This window comes from Pseudomonas sp. Pseusp49, from assembly GCF_059491875.1.
This window is the reverse complement of the sequence record NZ_CP168514.1, coordinates 1,244,306-1,260,712: the sequence shown is the minus strand read 5'-3', so window position 1 is coordinate 1,260,712 and position 16,407 is coordinate 1,244,306. Positions and strand designations below refer to the sequence as shown.

General features: G+C 58.9%; 14 protein-coding genes. All 14 read right to left on the bottom strand.

All coding sequences use genetic code 11. The features are described 5' to 3' along the window. Positions 1–58: 58 nt before the first annotated feature. Positions 59–3,580, bottom strand: coding sequence for a DNA polymerase III subunit alpha (dnaE, locus tag ACEN83_RS05430; protein ID WP_007978370.1), 3,522 nt, complete (start codon positions 3,578–3,580; stop codon positions 59–61). Positions 3,581–3,657: 77 nt separating this feature from the next. Then, positions 3,658–4,284: a ribonuclease HII gene (rnhB, locus tag ACEN83_RS05425; RefSeq protein WP_008057324.1), complete on the bottom strand. Its 627-nt coding sequence runs from the start codon at positions 4,282–4,284 to the stop codon at positions 3,658–3,660. An 11-nt stretch (positions 4,285–4,295) separates the two neighbouring features. Continuing rightward, complete coding sequence (gene lpxB, locus ACEN83_RS05420; protein ID WP_007978372.1) at positions 4,296–5,426, bottom strand: lipid-A-disaccharide synthase; 1,131 nt, start codon at positions 5,424–5,426, stop codon at positions 4,296–4,298. A gap of 2 nt (positions 5,427–5,428) precedes the next feature. Beyond that, positions 5,429–6,205 (bottom strand): acyl-ACP--UDP-N-acetylglucosamine O-acyltransferase, encoded by a 777-nt coding sequence (gene lpxA, locus ACEN83_RS05415; RefSeq protein WP_495579711.1) that lies wholly within the window; start codon positions 6,203–6,205, stop codon positions 5,429–5,431. Then, a complete protein-coding gene (gene fabZ / locus ACEN83_RS05410; RefSeq protein WP_007978374.1) occupies positions 6,202–6,642 on the bottom strand; it encodes a 3-hydroxyacyl-ACP dehydratase FabZ in 441 nt (146 codons plus the stop codon). The genes lpxA and fabZ overlap by 4 nt, the downstream gene beginning before the upstream one ends. A gap of 108 nt (positions 6,643–6,750) precedes the next feature. Beyond that, on the bottom strand, positions 6,751–7,806 hold the full coding sequence (lpxD, locus tag ACEN83_RS05405; protein WP_495579710.1) for a UDP-3-O-(3-hydroxymyristoyl)glucosamine N-acyltransferase: 1,056 nt from the start codon (positions 7,804–7,806) through the stop codon (positions 6,751–6,753). A 3-nt stretch (positions 7,807–7,809) separates the two neighbouring features. Further along, entirely contained in the window at positions 7,810–8,313 is a 504-nt protein-coding gene (locus tag ACEN83_RS05400; protein WP_007978376.1) for an OmpH/Skp family outer membrane protein, read from the bottom strand. A 45-nt stretch (positions 8,314–8,358) separates the two neighbouring features. Beyond that, positions 8,359–10,749: an outer membrane protein assembly factor BamA gene (gene bamA, locus ACEN83_RS05395; RefSeq protein ID WP_495579709.1), complete on the bottom strand. Its 2,391-nt coding sequence runs from the start codon at positions 10,747–10,749 to the stop codon at positions 8,359–8,361. A gap of 72 nt (positions 10,750–10,821) precedes the next feature. Further along, on the bottom strand, positions 10,822–12,174 hold the full coding sequence (gene rseP, locus ACEN83_RS05390) for a sigma E protease regulator RseP (protein WP_495579708.1): 1,353 nt from the start codon (positions 12,172–12,174) through the stop codon (positions 10,822–10,824). A gap of 53 nt (positions 12,175–12,227) precedes the next feature. Next, a complete protein-coding gene (gene ispC, locus ACEN83_RS05385; RefSeq protein ID WP_495579707.1) occupies positions 12,228–13,418 on the bottom strand; it encodes a 1-deoxy-D-xylulose-5-phosphate reductoisomerase in 1,191 nt (396 codons plus the stop codon). Next, positions 13,415–14,221: a phosphatidate cytidylyltransferase gene (locus ACEN83_RS05380; protein ID WP_116582991.1), complete on the bottom strand. Its 807-nt coding sequence runs from the start codon at positions 14,219–14,221 to the stop codon at positions 13,415–13,417. Before ACEN83_RS05380 ends, ispC begins: the two co-directional genes overlap by 4 nt. After that, positions 14,221–14,976, bottom strand: coding sequence for a polyprenyl diphosphate synthase (gene uppS, locus ACEN83_RS05375; RefSeq protein ID WP_102699380.1), 756 nt, complete (start codon positions 14,974–14,976; stop codon positions 14,221–14,223). Before uppS ends, ACEN83_RS05380 begins: the two co-directional genes overlap by 1 nt. Positions 14,977–14,989: 13 nt before the next feature. Next, on the bottom strand, positions 14,990–15,547 hold the full coding sequence (gene frr / locus ACEN83_RS05370; protein ID WP_007978385.1) for a ribosome recycling factor: 558 nt from the start codon (positions 15,545–15,547) through the stop codon (positions 14,990–14,992). Continuing rightward, on the bottom strand, positions 15,544–16,287 hold the full coding sequence (gene pyrH, locus ACEN83_RS05365; protein ID WP_003222124.1) for a UMP kinase: 744 nt from the start codon (positions 16,285–16,287) through the stop codon (positions 15,544–15,546). Before pyrH ends, frr begins: the two co-directional genes overlap by 4 nt. Positions 16,288–16,407: the final 120 nt, after the last annotated feature.

Sequence of the window (16,407 nt, the reverse complement as noted above, 5' to 3'; positions counted from 1 at the left end):
GTTGAGGTCGAGATTAAAAATTCAGGTTTGGGTCAGGGCAATCTGATAGCACTGACCGTCAACGGTATTGGAGGAAGACGTTGTCTCGCCCGAACTGGTCACGCAGGGCTTGAATCAACGCATCCGCCGGATCGATCCGCCAGCCCTCGCCGAACTGCAACAAGGCCTTCGCATCAGGGCTGGTGTAGTCCATGGTGATCGGGCATGCACCGCGGTGACGCTTCAACAACTCGCCCAACCAGCGTAGCTGATCGCCCTTGAGATCCTTGGCATGCAACTTCAGGCGCAGGCTTTCGGCCAGGTTGGTGCGCGCATCTTCCATGCTCATCACCCGTTTGACCCGCAACTTCAGGCCGCCGGAGAAGTCGTCGTTGCTGACCTCGCCTTCGACCACCACCATCGCGTCGGTCTGCAACAGTGACTGCGCCGAATGGAACGCCTCGGAAAACAGCGAGGCCTCGATCCGCCCGGAGCGGTCGTCAAGGGTGATGAACCCCATCTTGTCGCCCTTTTTGTTCTTCATCACCCGCAAGGCGATGATCATCCCGGCAACAGTCTGGGTATCACGCGCTGGTTTCAGATCGATGATGCGCTGACGGGCGAAGCGACGGATCTCACCCTCGTACTCGTCAATCGGGTGACCGGTCAGGTACAGGCCGAGGGTATCTTTCTCGCCCTTGAGACGCTCCTTGAGGGTCAGCTCCTTGGCCTTGCGGTGATTGGCGTAGACGTCGGCGTCTTCTTCGACAAACAGGCCGCCAAACAGGTCCGAGTGACCGCTGTCCTGGGTGCGCGCGGTCTGTTCGGCCGCCTTGATCGCTTCTTCCATGGCCGTCAGCAGCACCGCGCGATTGCGGTCGATATTGGCCTGGTAGGCTTTCTGCTCATCGTGGAAGTACGGCCCGAGGCGATCCAGGGCACCGCTGCGGATCAAACCGTCGAGGGTGCGCTTGTTGATGCGCTTGAGGTCGACCCGGGCGCAGAAATCGAACAGATCCTTGAACGGCCCCGCCAGACGCGCTTCGGTGATGGCCTCGACCGGCCCCTCACCCACGCCCTTGATGGCCCCCAGGCCGTAGATGATCCGGCCTTCGTCGTTCACCGTGAACTTGAACTCGGAGGTGTTCACGTCCGGTGCGTCGAGACGCAGCTTCATGGTCCGCACTTCTTCGATCAAGGTCACGACCTTGTCGGTGTTGTGCATATCCGCCGAGAGTACCGCGGCCATGAACGGCGCCGGGTAGTGCGCCTTCAGCCACGCAGTCTGGTAGGACACCAGGCCATAGGCGGCGGAGTGCGACTTGTTGAAGCCGTAACCGGCGAATTTTTCCACCAGGTCGAAAATGTTACCGGCGAGGTCCGCGTCGATGTTGTTGGTGGCGCAACCTTCAATGAAACCGCCGCGCTGCTTGGCCATTTCCTCGGGCTTTTTCTTACCCATGGCGCGACGCAGCATGTCCGCACCACCGAGGGTGTAGCCGGCCATGACTTGGGCAATCTGCATCACCTGTTCCTGATACAGGATGATGCCGTAGGTGGGTGCCAGTACGGGCTTGAGGCCTTCGTACTGGTAGTCCGAGTGCGGGTACGCCAGCTCGGCGCGACCGTGCTTGCGGTTGATGAAGTCGTCCACCATGCCCGATTGCAGCGGGCCCGGACGGAACAGGGCCACCAGTGCGATCAAGTCTTCCAGGCAGTCGGGCTTGAGCTTTTTGATCAGCTCCTTCATGCCCCGGGATTCAAGCTGGAACACCGCCGTGGTTTCGGCTTTTTGCAGCAAGGTGTAGGTCGGCTTGTCGTCCAGCGGAATGAACGCGATATCCAGCGGCGGCTCGTTGACCTTGGCGCGGTCGCGGTTGATGGTTTTCAGCGCCCAATCGATGATCGTCAGAGTCCGCAAACCGAGGAAGTCGAACTTCACCAGACCGGCCGCTTCAACGTCGTCCTTGTCGAACTGGGTTACCAGGCCATCGCCCGCCTCGTCGCAGTAGATCGGCGAGAAGTCGGTCAGTTTGGTCGGGGCGATCACCACGCCACCGGCGTGCTTGCCGACGTTACGCACAACGCCTTCGAGCTTGCGGGCCATCTCCCAGATTTCCGCGGCTTCTTCATCGACCTTGATGAAGTCGCGCAGGATCTCTTCCTGCTCGTAGGCCTTTTCCAGGGTCATGCCGACTTCAAACGGAATCATCTTCGACAGACGATCCGCCAGGCCATAGGACTTGCCCTGCACGCGCGCCACGTCACGGACCACAGCCTTGGCGGCCATGGAACCGAAAGTGATGATCTGGCTTACCGCGTTGCGTCCGTATTTCTCGGCCACGTAGTCGATCACCCGATCGCGACCGTCCATGCAGAAGTCGACGTCGAAGTCGGGCATCGATACCCGTTCCGGGTTAAGGAAACGTTCGAACAGCAGGTCATATTCCAGCGGGTCGAGGTCGGTGATCTTCTGCACATAGGCCACCAGCGACCCGGCACCCGACCCACGGCCAGGACCTACCGGCACGCCGTTGTTCTTGGCCCACTGGATAAAGTCCATCACGATCAGGAAGTAACCGGGGAAGCCCATCTGGATGATGATATCCAGCTCGAAATTCAGCCGGTCGACATAGACCTGACGCTTGGCTTCATAGTCTTCGGTGGTGTCCTTGGGCAGCAGGACGGCAAGGCGTTCTTCCAGGCCATCGAAGGACACCTTGCGGAAGTACTCGTCGATGGTCATGCCATCGGGGATCGGGAAGTTGGGCAGGAAGTGCGTGCCCAGCTTCACTTCGATGTTGCAGCGCTTGGCGATCTCGACAGTGTTTTCCAGCGCTTCGGGAATGTCGCTGAACAGCTCGGCCATTTCCTCGGCGCTTTTGAGGTACTGCTGATCGCTGTAATTCTTCGAACGCCGCGGATCGTCGAGGGCACGGCCCTCACCGATGCAGACGCGGGTTTCGTGGGCGGCGAAGTCTTCCTGTTTGATGAAACGCACGTCGTTGGTCGCCACCAGCGGCGCACCGAGCTTCTCGGCCAGGGCCACGGCACCGTGCAACTGTTCTTCATCGTTGGGGCGGTTGGTGCGCTGGATCTCCAGATAGAAACGATCCGGAAACACGTCCATCCATTCGCGGGCCAGGGTTTCAGCCTCAGCGGGGTTGCCGCTGAGCATGGCCTGGCCGATCTCGCCTTCTTTGGCCGCCGACAACATGATCAAGCCGGCGCTGGCTTCAGCGACCCATTCGCGCTCGATGATGATTGCGCCATTGCGCTGACCTTCGATAAAGCCGCGGGAAATCAGTTCGGTGAGGTTGCGATAGCCTTCAGCATTCATCACCAGCAGGCTGATCCGGCTCAGCGGGTTGTCCGGATCCTTGTTCGACAACCACAGGTCGGCGCCGCAGATCGGCTTGATCCCGGCACCCATGGCGTTTTTATAGAACTTGACCAGGGAACACATGTTGTTCTGGTCGGTAACCGCCACGGCAGGCATGTTCATGCCGACCAGGGTCTTGACCAGCGGCTTGATCCGCACCAGACCGTCGACCAGGGAGTATTCAGTGTGCAGGCGTAGGTGAACGAATGAAGCCGGCATAGTGATCCTGTCTGAGAACGTAAAGACAACAAGGCCCGGATTGTACCGGGCCTTGGTAAAAAAAATCAGCCTTGCGACTAACTCTCGATGAGACTTTCCCGTGCCTCATACGCCAGCCGCACCGGGGCAAACGAACGCCGGTGAATCGGGGTCGGGCCAAGACGGGCGAGCGCCTCGAGATGAACGGGGGTCGGGTAGCCCTTGTGGCCACCGATGCCGTAGCCGGGGTAGATCAACTCGAACGCGGCCATTTCCCGGTCGCGACTGACCTTGGCCAGAATCGATGCGGCGGCGATGGCTGGAACCTTGCTGTCGCCCTTCACCACAGCTTCGGAACGCATTGGCAGTTTCGGGCAGCGGTTGCCGTCGATCATCGCCAGCTTCGGCTGGACGTGCAGCCCGGCCACGGCGCGCTGCATGGCCAGCATGGTGGCGTGCAGGATGTTCAGTTCGTCGATTTCTTCGACTTCGGCGCGAGCGATGCACCAGCTCAGGGCTTTTTCGCAGATTTCGTCGTAGAGCTTTTCGCGACGGGCTTCGGTGAGTTTCTTCGAGTCGTTCAGGCCGAGGATCGGGCGGTTCGGATCAAGAATCACCGCCGCTGTCACTACCGCGCCACAGAGCGGGCCACGACCGACTTCATCGACGCCGGCAACCAATTCTTCGACTTCAGCGACCAAGGTAAAGTCCAGCCCCATCTGCATGTTCGTTTTACTCATTCTACTTGGCCGATCAGCTTCAGCACTGCGTCCGCAGCCTGGTTGGAGGCATCCAGACGCAGGGTCCGGTGAATTTCATCAAAACCACGGGTCTGCTCTTCCCCACCCTCGATCAAGGGCGACAAGGTCTGGGCCAGCGCTTCGACCGTGGCATCGTCCTGCAACAACTCGGGCACCAACAGGCGCTGAGCCAACAAGTTCGGCAACGAAATGTAGGGGCTTTTCACCATGCGCTTGAGAATCCAGAACGTCAGCGGCGCCAGGCGATAGGCGACCACCATCGGCCGCTTGTACAACAATGCTTCAAGCGTCGCGGTACCGGAAGCAATCAACACCGCATCGCACGCTGCCAAGGCCAGATGCGACTGTCCATCGAGCAGGGTCAGTGGCAGGTCGCGACCGGCCAACAGCTCTTCAAGCTGTGCACGACGTTGCGCACTGGCGCAAGGCATGACAAACCGCACACCCGGGCGCAATGCCCGCAGGCGCTGCGCGGTATCGAGAAACAACGCACCCAGCCGGCCAACTTCACCGCCACGGCTGCCAGGCATCAACGCCACCAGCGGCCCGTCAGGCAAACCGAGCTCGGCCCGCGCAGCCGCGCGATCGGCTTCGAGCGGAATGGCATCGGCCAGGGTATGGCCGACGAACCGCACCGGCACGCCTTTCTCTTCATAAAATTTGGCTTCGAACGGGAACAGCGTGAGCATCAGGTCGCAGCCTTCGCGAATCTTCAGCACGCGCTTCTGCCGCCAGGCCCACACCGACGGACTGACGTAATGCACGGTCTTGATACCGGCCTGACGCAGTTTGAGTTCGATATTGAGGTTGAAGTCCGGCGCATCGATACCGATGAACACATCGGGTTTCGCGGCGATCAGGTCGGCGACCAGCTTCTTGCGCCGCGCCAGCAACTCGCGCAACCGGCCCAGCACTTCCACCAGGCCCATGACGGACAGACGCTCCATCGGGAAATACGAGGTCAGGCCTTCAGCCTGCATCAACGGACCACCAACACCGATGAACTCGACGGCCGGGTGACGAGCCTTGAGCGCGCGCATGAGGCCCGCCCCCAGAATGTCACCGGAAGCCTCACCCGCTACCAGCGCAATACGCAGATTAGCCATGGTTAGCGGGTGATGCCGCGAGTCGAAGACTGGATGGAGTCACGGAACACAGCCACTTCCGGATACTGGGCGGACGGCTCTGCCAGCTCGGTAAGCGCCTGCTCCACGGTCAGGCCCTGGCGGTACACCACCTTATAGGCACGACGCAGCGCGTGGATCGCATCTTCGCTGAAACCCCGACGGCGCATGCCCTCGAAGTTCATGCTGCGGGCTTCGGCAGGGTTGCCGAACACCGTGACGTACGCTGGAACATCCTTGCCGATCGCCGTACCCATGCCGGAGAAGCTGTGGGCGCCAATGTGGCAGTACTGGTGAACCAGGGTAAAACCGGAGAGGATGGCCCAGTCTTCCACATGCACATGGCCCGCCAGCGCGGTGTTGTTCACCAGGATGCAGTGGTTGCCAATCACGCTGTCGTGGCCGATGTGGGCATAGGCCATGATCAGGTTGTGATCGCCCAGGGTCGTTTCCGAACGATCCTGGATGGTGCCACGGTGGATCGTCACGCCTTCACGGATGACGTTGTGATCACCAATCACCAGGCGGGTTTCCTCGCCCTTGTACTTCAGGTCAGGTGTGTCCTCACCCACCGAGGAAAACTGGTAGATGCGATTGTGCTTGCCGATTCGGGTCGGGCCCTTGAGGATCACGTGCGGCCCGATGACTGTCCCCTCGCCGATTTCCACACCTGCGCCGACGATCGACCACGGGCCGACCTCGACGCCGTCAGCCAGAATGGCTGTCGGATCGATGATTGCACGAGGGTCAATCAAACTCATAGTTTGCGTTCCGCGCAGATGATTTCAGCGGAGCAGACCGGCTTGCCATCGACCGAAGCCTGGCATTCGAACTTCCAGATCTGACGCTTGCAGCTGATGAACTTGGCTTCAAGGATCAACTGATCGCCTGGCAGAACCGGCTGGCGGAAGCGCAGCTTGTCGGAACCGACGAAGTAATAGAGGGTGCCGTCGGCCGGTTTCACGTCGAGCATCTTGAAACCAAGGATCCCGGCAGCCTGAGCCATGGCTTCGATGATCAATACGCCCGGCATGATTGGATGCGCGGGGAAGTGACCATTGAAGAACGGTTCGTTGATGCTGACATTCTTGTAGGCGCGAATGCGCTTGCCTTCAACATCCAGCTCCACTACCCGGTCCACCAGCAGGAACGGGTAACGGTGAGGCAGGTATTCGCGAATCTCGTTGATGTCCATCATTTCGGGGGGAAGCCTATGTAAAGATTGGGAGCGCGCGACTGACGCACGTTCCGCTAGCAAATCAAGGAGGCAGTCTAGCGGCTGTGCACACTTGATATGGAAATGGTATCAGCCATCTGATGAAGCATTACCGTCAGGGGTCACGTCCCCTACTTGCTTTTCCAGCTGTCGCAGGCGCCGCGCGATGTCATCGAGCTGACGGATGCGAGCCGCGCTTTTGCGCCATTCGGCTGCTGGCTGCATGGCCGTACCGGAAGAATAGGAACCCTTTTCGGTAATCGAGTGGGTCACCATGGTCATCCCGGTGATGAAAACGTTATCGCAAATTTCGATATGCCCCACCAGCCCTACACCGCCAGCGAGCATGCAATGCTTGCCGATCTTGGTGCTGCCGGAGATCCCGACACAGGCCGCCATGGCGGTGTGATCACCGACCTGAACGTTGTGGGCGATCTGGATCTGGTTGTCGAGCTTCACACCATTACCGAGAATGGTATCGGCCAATGCGCCGCGGTCGATAGCGGTATTCACGCCAATCTCGACATCGTCACCGACCAGCACACCACCAATCTGGGCAATTTTCTGCCAGACACCTTTCTCATTGGCAAAACCGAAACCTTCGCCACCGAGCACGGCACCCGACTGAATGACCACACGTTTGCCGATGCGCACGTCATGGTAGAGCGTGACCCGCGGGGCCAGCCAGCCGCCTTCGCCGATTTCGCAACGGGCACCGATGAAGCAATGCGCACCAATGGTCACGCCGGCAGCAATTCGTGCCGAGCTTTCGATCACCGCAAAGGCACCAATACTCGCAGCCGGGTCAACCACCGCGTCCTCGGCCACAACCGCTGTCGGGTGAATACCGGCAGCCGCTTTCGGCTTTGGATCGAACAGATGGGAAACACGCGCGTAGGCCAGATACGGATCAGGCACCACCAGCGCATTACCGGCAAAACCTTCGGCATCAGCAGCCTTCAGCAACAGCGCTGCGGCCCGGCTGTCTGCCAGGTATTTACGGTATTGAGGGTTTGCGAGAAAGCTCAACTGAGCTGGGCCAGCCTCCTGCAAGGTGGCTAGCCCAGTAATTTCTCTCTCCGGGTCGCCACGTAGCGTGGCGCCGAGGAACTCGGCCAACTGGCCGAGCTTAATGGTCACGGTCATGGATTACTTCAGCTGATTCATGCGCTCGATAACCTGGCGGGTGATGTCGTACTGAGGCTTGACATCAATCACTGCGCCACGCTCGAAGACCAGGTCAAAAGCACCTTTCTTGATAACTTCTTCCACAGCGCTGTCCAGTTTCGGCTTGAGCTGCTTCAGCATTTCACGGTCGGCAACGGCTTTGGCTTCGTTCAGTTCCTTGGACTGGAACTGGAAGTCACGGGCCTTTTGCTTGAATTCAAGCTCCAGACGCTCGCGTTCGCCCTGCTGCATTTTGTCGCCACCGGCCATCAGGCGGTCCTGGATACCCTTGGCGCTGGTTTCCAGCGCCTTGAGCTTGGTCAGCTGAGGACCGAACTTCTTCTCGGCATCCACGGCGTATTTCTTGGCCGCGTCGGACTCCAGCAGAGCCATCTGATAGTTCAGAACTGCAATTTTCATGTCGGCAAATGCCGGACCAGCGACCAGGACGCTGGCCAGGAGAACCAATTGAGTCAACTTACGCACGATGCACTCCTACAAAATTCATTGTCGTTATCTTGGGTCAGACGCTTAGAACGTCTGGCCGAGGGAAAATTGGAACACTTGAGTCTCGGCGTCATCCGGTTTCTTGACCGGCATGGCCAATGCAAAACTCAAAGGACCCAGTGCAGTGACCCACGTCACACCTACACCAACGGAACTGGCCATATTGCTCAGGCTAATGTCGTTGCACTGCGTATTGGACTTCGACGCAGGATTTGTATTGGTCGTCTGATCGCATTTGGAGTCGAATACGTTACCCACGTCCCAGAATACCGACGTACGCAGGGAACGTTGATCCTTGACGAACGGCAGCGGGAACAGAATCTCCGCACCACCTTGAATCAGCACATTACCGCCGAACGGCAGTGGGTCCTGATCCGGGTCAGCTAGAGTGCCAGGGTTGCCAGTACTGTCTACGCCACGGCTCGGAGTACTGCGTGGACCCAATGTACTGTCCTTGAAGCCACGAACCGAGTTGAAACCACCAGCATAGTAGTTTTCATAGAATGGCAAGCCGTCAGTCGAACCATAACCATCGCCATAACCCAATTCCGTGTGCAGGCGCATGGTGTAGTTTTCAGACAGAGGCTGGAACAACTGACCACGATAATCGAGCTTGAAGAACGACAGGTCGCTACCCGGTACGGTGACCTCCGCCGTCAGGCTTTGAGAATGACCACGAGTCGCCAAAACGCCTTTGTTCAGGGTGGACTCGGACCAACCGGCCGAAGCCTTGAAGTTCAGGTACTTGTCGCCTTCCCTGTTAACGAAGTCGAAGATCTCGTCGACGGTGTAAACGCCAGTCTTGATCGTGTCCTCTTGCGCATTCAGGCCGAAGGTCAGACGCGAAGTCTCGCTGATTGGATAGCCGACACTGACACCGGCACCCAGGCTGTCTACGGCGTAGCTGGCGACGTCAGTATCGAGGTCATCGTAGTTAGTCGTGCGGTAGAACGCGTTGTAACCCAGGCTCACGCCGTCGGCGGTCCAGTAGGGGTCGACGAAACCGAAGTTGTAGCGGGTCTGGTATTCGCTTTTGGTCAAGCCGACGCTGACCTTGTTACCGGTACCCAGGAAGTTGTTCTGGGTGATCGAACCACCGAGGATCAGGCCGGCGCTCTGGGCGAAACCGACACTGGCGGTAATCGAACCGGAGGCTTGCTCTTCAACGCTGTAGTTGACGTCCACCTGGTCATCGACACCCGGTACGGCCGGAGTTTCGACGTTGACCTCCTTGAAGAAGCCCAGACGCTCAAGACGGGTCTTGGATTGATCGATCAGGTAGGTCGAAGCCCAGCCGCCTTCCATCTGACGCATTTCACGACGCAGCACTTCGTCTTCGGACTTGGTGTTGCCGCGGAAGTTGATGCGATTCACGTAGGCACGCTTGCCCGGATCGACCGCGAACAGGATGTCCACGGTGTGATCTTCATCGTGCGGTTGAGGCACGCCGTTGACGTTGGCGAAGGTGTAGCCTTCGTTACCCAGGCGACGGGTGATCAGCTCGGAGGTGGTGGTCATCAGCTTGCGCGAGAACACCTGGCCTTTTTGCACCAGCAACAGGGACTTGATCTGGTCTTCAGGGACTTTCAGGTCGCCGCTGAGCTTGACGTCGCGAACGGTGTATTTCTCGCCTTCGTTGACGTTGACGGTGATGTAGACATGTTTCTTGTCCGGCGTAATGGAAACCTGGGTCGAGGCGATATCCATGTTGATATAGCCACGGTCCAGGTAGTAGGAACGCAGACGCTCCAGGTCACCGGACAGTTTTTCACGGGCGTACTTGTCATCGTTCTTGAAGAACGACAACCAGTTGGTGGTCTTGAGTTCGAACAGGTCGATCAGGTCTTCATCCGGGAAGACCGTGTTGCCCACCACGTTGATGTGCTGGATAGCCGCAACGGTACCTTCGTTGATGTTGACCTTCAGGCCAACACGGTTACGCGGCTGCGGCACCACTTCGGTGTCGACGGTAGCCGAGTAGCGACCTTGGGCGACGTACTGGCGCTGCAGTTCGTTACGCACACCTTCAAGGGTGGCACGCTGGAAGATTTCGCCTTCGGCCAGACCGGATTGCTTGAGGCCTTTCATCAGGTCTTCGGTAGAGATCGCCTTGTTGCCTTCGATCTCGATACTGGCGACCGACGGGCGTTCGACTACCGTGATGACCAGGACGTTGCCATCGCGGCCCAGCTGGATATCTTGAAAGAAACCGGTTTTGAACAACGCACGAGTGGATTCCACCAGGCGACGATCATCCGCCTGTTCACCGACGTTCAACGGCAAAGCACCAAAGACGCTACCCGCGGAGACCCGCTGGAGGCCATTGACGCGAATATCAGAGATAGTGAAGGACTCGGCGTGAACTTCGGCGATCATCAATACGGTGAGAACCGCAGTTAGCAGCAGACGTTTCATGAAGTCCTTTCTTATTCCAACTGGCAATAAACAAACTGCCGCAAAATGCGGCAGATTCGCAATTCAGCGACGTTACAGACGACCCAGATCATTAACCAGAGCGAGCAACATCACTCCGATCACCAAACTGATGCCAATCTGTATCCCCCAACCTTGCACCCGATCCGACAAGGGACGACCACGCGCCCACTCAATCAGATAAAACAACAAATGCCCCCCATCCAGCACAGGAATGGGCAGCAAATTCAGAACCCCCAGGCTAATACTCAGATAAGCAAGGAAATTCAGGAAATCAGCAACACCCGACTGGGCCGAAGCGCCCGCCACTTTAGCAATGGTTATCGGTCCACTCAAGTTTTTTACCGAGAGCTCGCCGAACAACATTTTCTTCAGTGAATCGAGGGTCAGCACGCTCATGGTCCAGGTGCGCCGAGCCCCCTCGCCAATCGCTGCCAATGGTCCGTAACTGACCTCGCGGATCATCTCCGGCGGCCAATCGACAGCCTTCACCCCTGCCCCCAGGTAGCCGCTGGGTGACTTGCTCTCGCCGCGAGCGACAAGTGTCACCGGGACGTCGATTTGAGCACCGTCCCGCTCAACCCGCAGCATGATTTTGGTATCAGGATGCATACGGACGGTATCGACGACCTGCTGCCAGTCATCCAGCGTACGACCATCGAGCGCCAGCAACCGGTCACCGGTCTTCAGGCCGGCAGCCTGGGCCGGCCCCTTTGGATCGAGTTCCGCCAGAACAGGCGGCAATGCCGGGCGCCACGGGCGAATCCCCAACGAATGAATGGGGTCTGGCTCGTCAGCCCCTTTGAGCCATTTATCCAGCGCAAGTTCACGTGGCGAGTCGGTCGTCGAGCCTTGCTCGCGAACCATTATCTGCAATGAACCGCTTTCCCCCAGGCGACGAACCAGTTGCAGATTCACCGCCGCCCAGCCGGAAGTCGCCTCGCCATCAATGGCCACGATTTCCTCGCCCGGGTTCAAACCTGCCTTGGCCGCAATACTGCCGGACTCGACAGCCCCGATGACCGGACGCACCTGCTCGCTGCCGAGCATTGCCAGCGCCCAGAAGAACACAAATGCCAGCAGGAAATTGGCAATCGGCCCCGCTGCCACGATGGCAATACGCTGACGAACGGATTTGCGATTGAAGGATTGACCAAGCTGATCGGGCGGCACTTCGCCTTCGCGCTCGTCGAGCATTTTCACGTAGCCGCCCAACGGGATGGCGGCAACGACAAATTCGGTACCCTGCCTGTCGTGCCAGCGCAGCAAAGGCATGCCGAAGCCTACGGAGAAGCGCAGCACCTTGACCCCACAGCGACGCGCGACCCAGAAATGGCCGAACTCGTGGAAGGTAACCAGCACACCCAGAGCGACCAGGGTGCCGACAATCATATAGAGCGCGCTCATCTACTTTCTCCGCAATCCTATCCGCTGCTGCCTGGGTCGACTATCTGCAGCATTTACCGCCCGTGACGGCTCAACCATTGTCCGGCCAGCGATCGCGCTTTCGCGTCTGCCGTGAACACTGCCTCGAGATCATCCACTGCCACGACGGGCTCCAGACTCAGTACTTCCTCGATGATACTCGCGATTTCCGGGTAACGAACCCGCTCGTCGAGAAATGCCGCCACCGCCACTTCATTTGCCGCATTGAGCATGGCCGGCGCGCTGTTACCTGCCTCGGCGGCCTGGCGAGCCAGACGCAAACAAGGAAAACGCTCTTCATCGGGCGCCTGGAAGTCCAGCCGCGCAATGGCAAACAGATCCAGCGGGGCCACACCCGAGTCAATCCGCTCCGGCCAGGCCAGGGCATTGGCGATGGGTGTGCGCATGTCCGGATTACCCAACTGCGCCAGGACCGAACCATCGACGTAGTCGACCAGCGAATGAATCACGCTTTGTGGGTGAATCACTACCTCGACCTGGGATGGTTTGGCATCAAACAGCCAGCAGGCCTCGATCAGCTCAAGCCCCTTGTTCATCATACTGGCGGAGTCAACGGAGATTTTTCGCCCCATGGACCAGTTCGGATGCGCACACGCCTGATCAGGTGAAACATGCGCCAGTTCAGCCAGTGGCGTCTGCCGGAACGGACCGCCGGAAGCCGTCAGCAAAATCCGGCGAACGCCGACCGCCTCGAGGCCACGAGCATAATCGTGTGGCATGCACTGGAAAATGGCGTTGTGCTCGCTATCGATCGGCAGCAATACCGAACCGCTCTTGCGCACCGCCTGCATGAACAGCGCGCCAGACATGACCAGCGCTTCTTTATTAGCCAGGAGGATTTTTTTGCCCGCCTCGACCGCCGCCAGCGTCGGGCGCAATCCTGCCGCACCGACGATGGCCGCCATGACCGTATCGACCTCCGGATCGGAAGCGACCTGACACAAACCTTCCTCACCCACCAGAACACGGGTTGGAAGACCCGCCGCGCGCAAATCATCCTGCAAGGTGCGGGCAGCCGCGACCTCAGGCACTACGGCAAATCGCGGGATATGGCGCACGCAGAGCGCCAGCAGTTCACTCAAGCGAGTGAAGCCACTCAAGGCAAAGACCTGGTAACGATCAGGATGACGAGCGATGACGTCGAGCGTACTCAGGCCAATCGAACCGGTTGCCCCCAGAACGGTAATCTGTTGCGGGCGGCTCATGGGGCCGCCATCCACAACAGCACAGCGAACACCGGAATGGCCGCCGTCAGGCTGTCGATACGATCCAGCACGCCACCGTGACCTGGTAGCAGATTGCTGCTGTCCTTGATCCCGGACTGACGCTTGAACATGCTTTCAGTGAGGTCGCCCACCACCGAAATGAACACGATCAGAGCAGCACAGATCAGCCCCTTGAACAGCTGCGCCACCGTCCAGTCGCGCACCAGTGCAACGAGCGTGGTAATGACCAGGCTCAGCGCCAGCCCACCGTACACGCCCTCCCAGCTTTTGCCCGGACTGACCTGCGGCGCGAGCTTACGCTTGCCGAATGCACGACCGGAGAAGTAGGCGCCGATATCGGCCCCCCAGACCAGCACCATCACGGCCATGATCAGCCAGTTACCCAGCGGGTACTGCTTGATCTGTACCAGACCCTGCCAGGCCGGCAGGAGAATCAACAGGCCGATCACCAGCTTGGTCGCCGCATTGGACCAGTGCTCGCTCGAACGCGGATAGGTCAATACCAGATACGTCGCCACCGCCCACCACAGCACCGAAGCGCCCAATACCCAAGGCGCCAGCCCGGGCAGGATGTACATGACGAACAGCATCAAGGCGACCACAGCGGCAAAGCCGACACGGAACGCTTGACCAGCGAAACCCGCCAGACGCGCCCACTCCCATGCACCAAGGGTAACTACCAGCCCGATGAACAGCGCAAAACTGGAACCTTCAAGCAGGAAAAACCCGCACAGGGCAATCGGCAGCAGGATCAGTGCAGTGATGATTCGTTGTTTAAGCATTAAACCCGGGCTCCAGCCTCGACCTGCTCGCTCGTTTTACCGAAGCGGCGCTGGCGGGAAGCGTAATCGGCCAGCGCATTGCGCATGGCATCGTGTTTGAAGTCCGGCCAGAACAGGTCGGAAAAATACAGCTCGGCATAGGCCAGCTGCCAGAGCAGGAAATTGCTGATGCGATGCTCGCCACCGGTACGGATACACAAGTCAGGCAACGGCAGATCACCTGTGGCCAGGCAGGTCTGCAGCAGATCAGGCGTGATGTCTTCCGGACGCAAGTGCCCGGCCTGAACCTCTCGTGCCAGTCGTTGCGCCGCTTGCGCGATATCCCACTGACCGCCGTAATTGGCGGCGATCTGCAGGACAAAACGATTGGCGCCAGCCGTCATGGCCTCGGCTTCGCGCATGGCAGCCTGCAGCTCGGGATGAAAACGCGAGCGATCACCAATGATGCGCAGGCTGATGTTGTTGTCGTTGAGGCGCTTGGCCTCACGACGCAGCGCCTTGAAGAACAGGTCCATCAAGGCGCTGACCTCATCGGCCGGACGCTGCCAGTTCTCGCTGGAAAAGGCGAACAGGGTCAGCACCTCGACCTTGGCCTCGGCACAGACTTCAATGACCGCACGTACCGCATCCACGCCTGCTTTATGCCCGGCGACACCTGGCATAAAGCGTTTTTTCGCCCAGCGATTGTTACCATCCATGATGATCGCGACATGGCGCGGCACCGCGGACGGTGCAGTCTGCTTGGTCTTTTCCATGAAAAGGCGACCCTTATACGGCCATCAGGTCTTTTTCTTTCTCCGCCAACTTAGCGTCGATTTCAGCTACGAACTTCTTGGTCAGATCGTCGATCTCGCCAGTGGCGCGACGCTCTTCGTCCTCGCTGATTTCCTTTTCCTTGACCAGATCCTTCAACGAGCTGTTCGCATCGCGACGGATGTTGCGCACGGCAACACGGGCATCTTCAGCCACATCACGGGCCTGCTTGGTGAAACCGCGACGGGTTTCTTCGGTCAGGGCCGGCATGCTGATCAGCAGCAGCTCACCAAGGTTGGTCGGGTTCAGGTTCAGGCCTGCACTGCCGATCGCCTTGTCGACAGCGCCCAGCATGTTGCGCTCGAAGGCAACGACTTGCAGGGTACGGGCATCTTTGACGGTGATGTTGGCCACTTGCTTGATCGGGGTGTCGGAACCGTAGTACGGCACCATCACGCCTTCCAGGATGCTCGGGTGCGCTTGACCGGTACGAATGCGGCCGAAGTTGTGCGCCAGCGATTCCACGGACTTCTGCATGCGCTCTTTAGCGTCTTTCTTGATTTCGTTGATCATTGTTGGCCTTCCTCGATCAGGGTTCCTTCAGCGCCGCCATGCACGATGTTCAGCAGGGCGCCGGGCTTGTTCATGTTAAATACGCGTAGCGGCATCTTGTGGTCGCGACACAGGCAAATGGCCGTCAGATCCATCACACCCAGCTTGCGATCCAGCACTTCATCGTAAGTCAGATGATCGAACTTCTCGGCATGCGGGTCTTTGAACGGATCAGCGGTATAGACGCCGTCAACCTTGGTGGCCTTGAGCACGACATCGGCATCGATTTCGATTGCACGCAGGCAGGCAGCCGAATCCGTCGTAAAGAACGGGTTGCCGGTACCGGCCGCGAAAATCACCACGTCCTTGGAGTTCAAGTGACGCATGGCCTTGCGGCGATCATAGTGATCGGTCACGCCAACCATGGAAATAGCGGACATCACGATGGCCGAGATGTTGGCGCGCTCAAGGGCGTCGCGCATGGCCAGGGCGTTCATCACAGTGGCCAGCATGCCCATGTGGTCGCCAGTGACCCGATCCATGCCAGCCTTGCTCAGCGCTTCACCGCGAAACAGGTTGCCACCACCGATAACCAGACCGACCTGTACACCGATGCCGACCAGCTGGCCAACTTCCAATGCCATGCGATCCAGAACTTTCGGATCGATCCCGAACTCTTCCGAGCCCATCAGGGCCTCGCCGCTGAGCTTGAGTAGAATGCGTTTATAGCGAGCCTGATAACCACTGCCCTGCTGAGCCATTGCGAATCTCTCCTGCGGCGTATTTTAAAAATTCTTTGCGAGCTGTTTACAGCTGGCGTTCACTCTAGCTTGGCGCTGCTTCAGCGCCATCGGAACATGGCTTTGTAAGCCAGTTCCAAA

Coding starts and splice junctions, on each gene's coding strand:
- rseP (WP_495579708.1), bottom strand. CDS start 12,174: ATGAGCGCGCTCTATATGATTGTCGGCACCCTGGTCGCTCTGGGTGTG.
- rnhB (WP_008057324.1), bottom strand. CDS start 4,284: ATGCAGATGGGGCTGGACTTTACCTTGGTCGCTGAAGTCGAAGAATTG.
- lpxD (WP_495579710.1), bottom strand. CDS start 7,806: ATGACCGTGACCATTAAGCTCGGCCAGTTGGCCGAGTTCCTCGGCGCC.
- uppS (WP_102699380.1), bottom strand. CDS start 14,976: ATGGAAAAGACCAAGCAGACTGCACCGTCCGCGGTGCCGCGCCATGTC.
- dnaE (WP_007978370.1), bottom strand. CDS start 3,580: ATGCCGGCTTCATTCGTTCACCTACGCCTGCACACTGAATACTCCCTG.
- lpxA (WP_495579711.1), bottom strand. CDS start 6,205: ATGAGTTTGATTGACCCTCGTGCAATCATCGATCCGACAGCCATTCTG.
- fabZ (WP_007978374.1), bottom strand. CDS start 6,642: ATGATGGACATCAACGAGATTCGCGAATACCTGCCTCACCGTTACCCG.
- lpxB (WP_007978372.1), bottom strand. CDS start 5,426: ATGGCTAATCTGCGTATTGCGCTGGTAGCGGGTGAGGCTTCCGGTGAC.
- ispC (WP_495579707.1), bottom strand. CDS start 13,418: ATGAGCCGCCCGCAACAGATTACCGTTCTGGGGGCAACCGGTTCGATT.
- ACEN83_RS05380 (WP_116582991.1), bottom strand. CDS start 14,221: ATGCTTAAACAACGAATCATCACTGCACTGATCCTGCTGCCGATTGCC.
- bamA (WP_495579709.1), bottom strand. CDS start 10,749: ATGAAACGTCTGCTGCTAACTGCGGTTCTCACCGTATTGATGATCGCC.
- pyrH (WP_003222124.1), bottom strand. CDS start 16,287: ATGGCTCAGCAGGGCAGTGGTTATCAGGCTCGCTATAAACGCATTCTA.
- frr (WP_007978385.1), bottom strand. CDS start 15,547: ATGATCAACGAAATCAAGAAAGACGCTAAAGAGCGCATGCAGAAGTCC.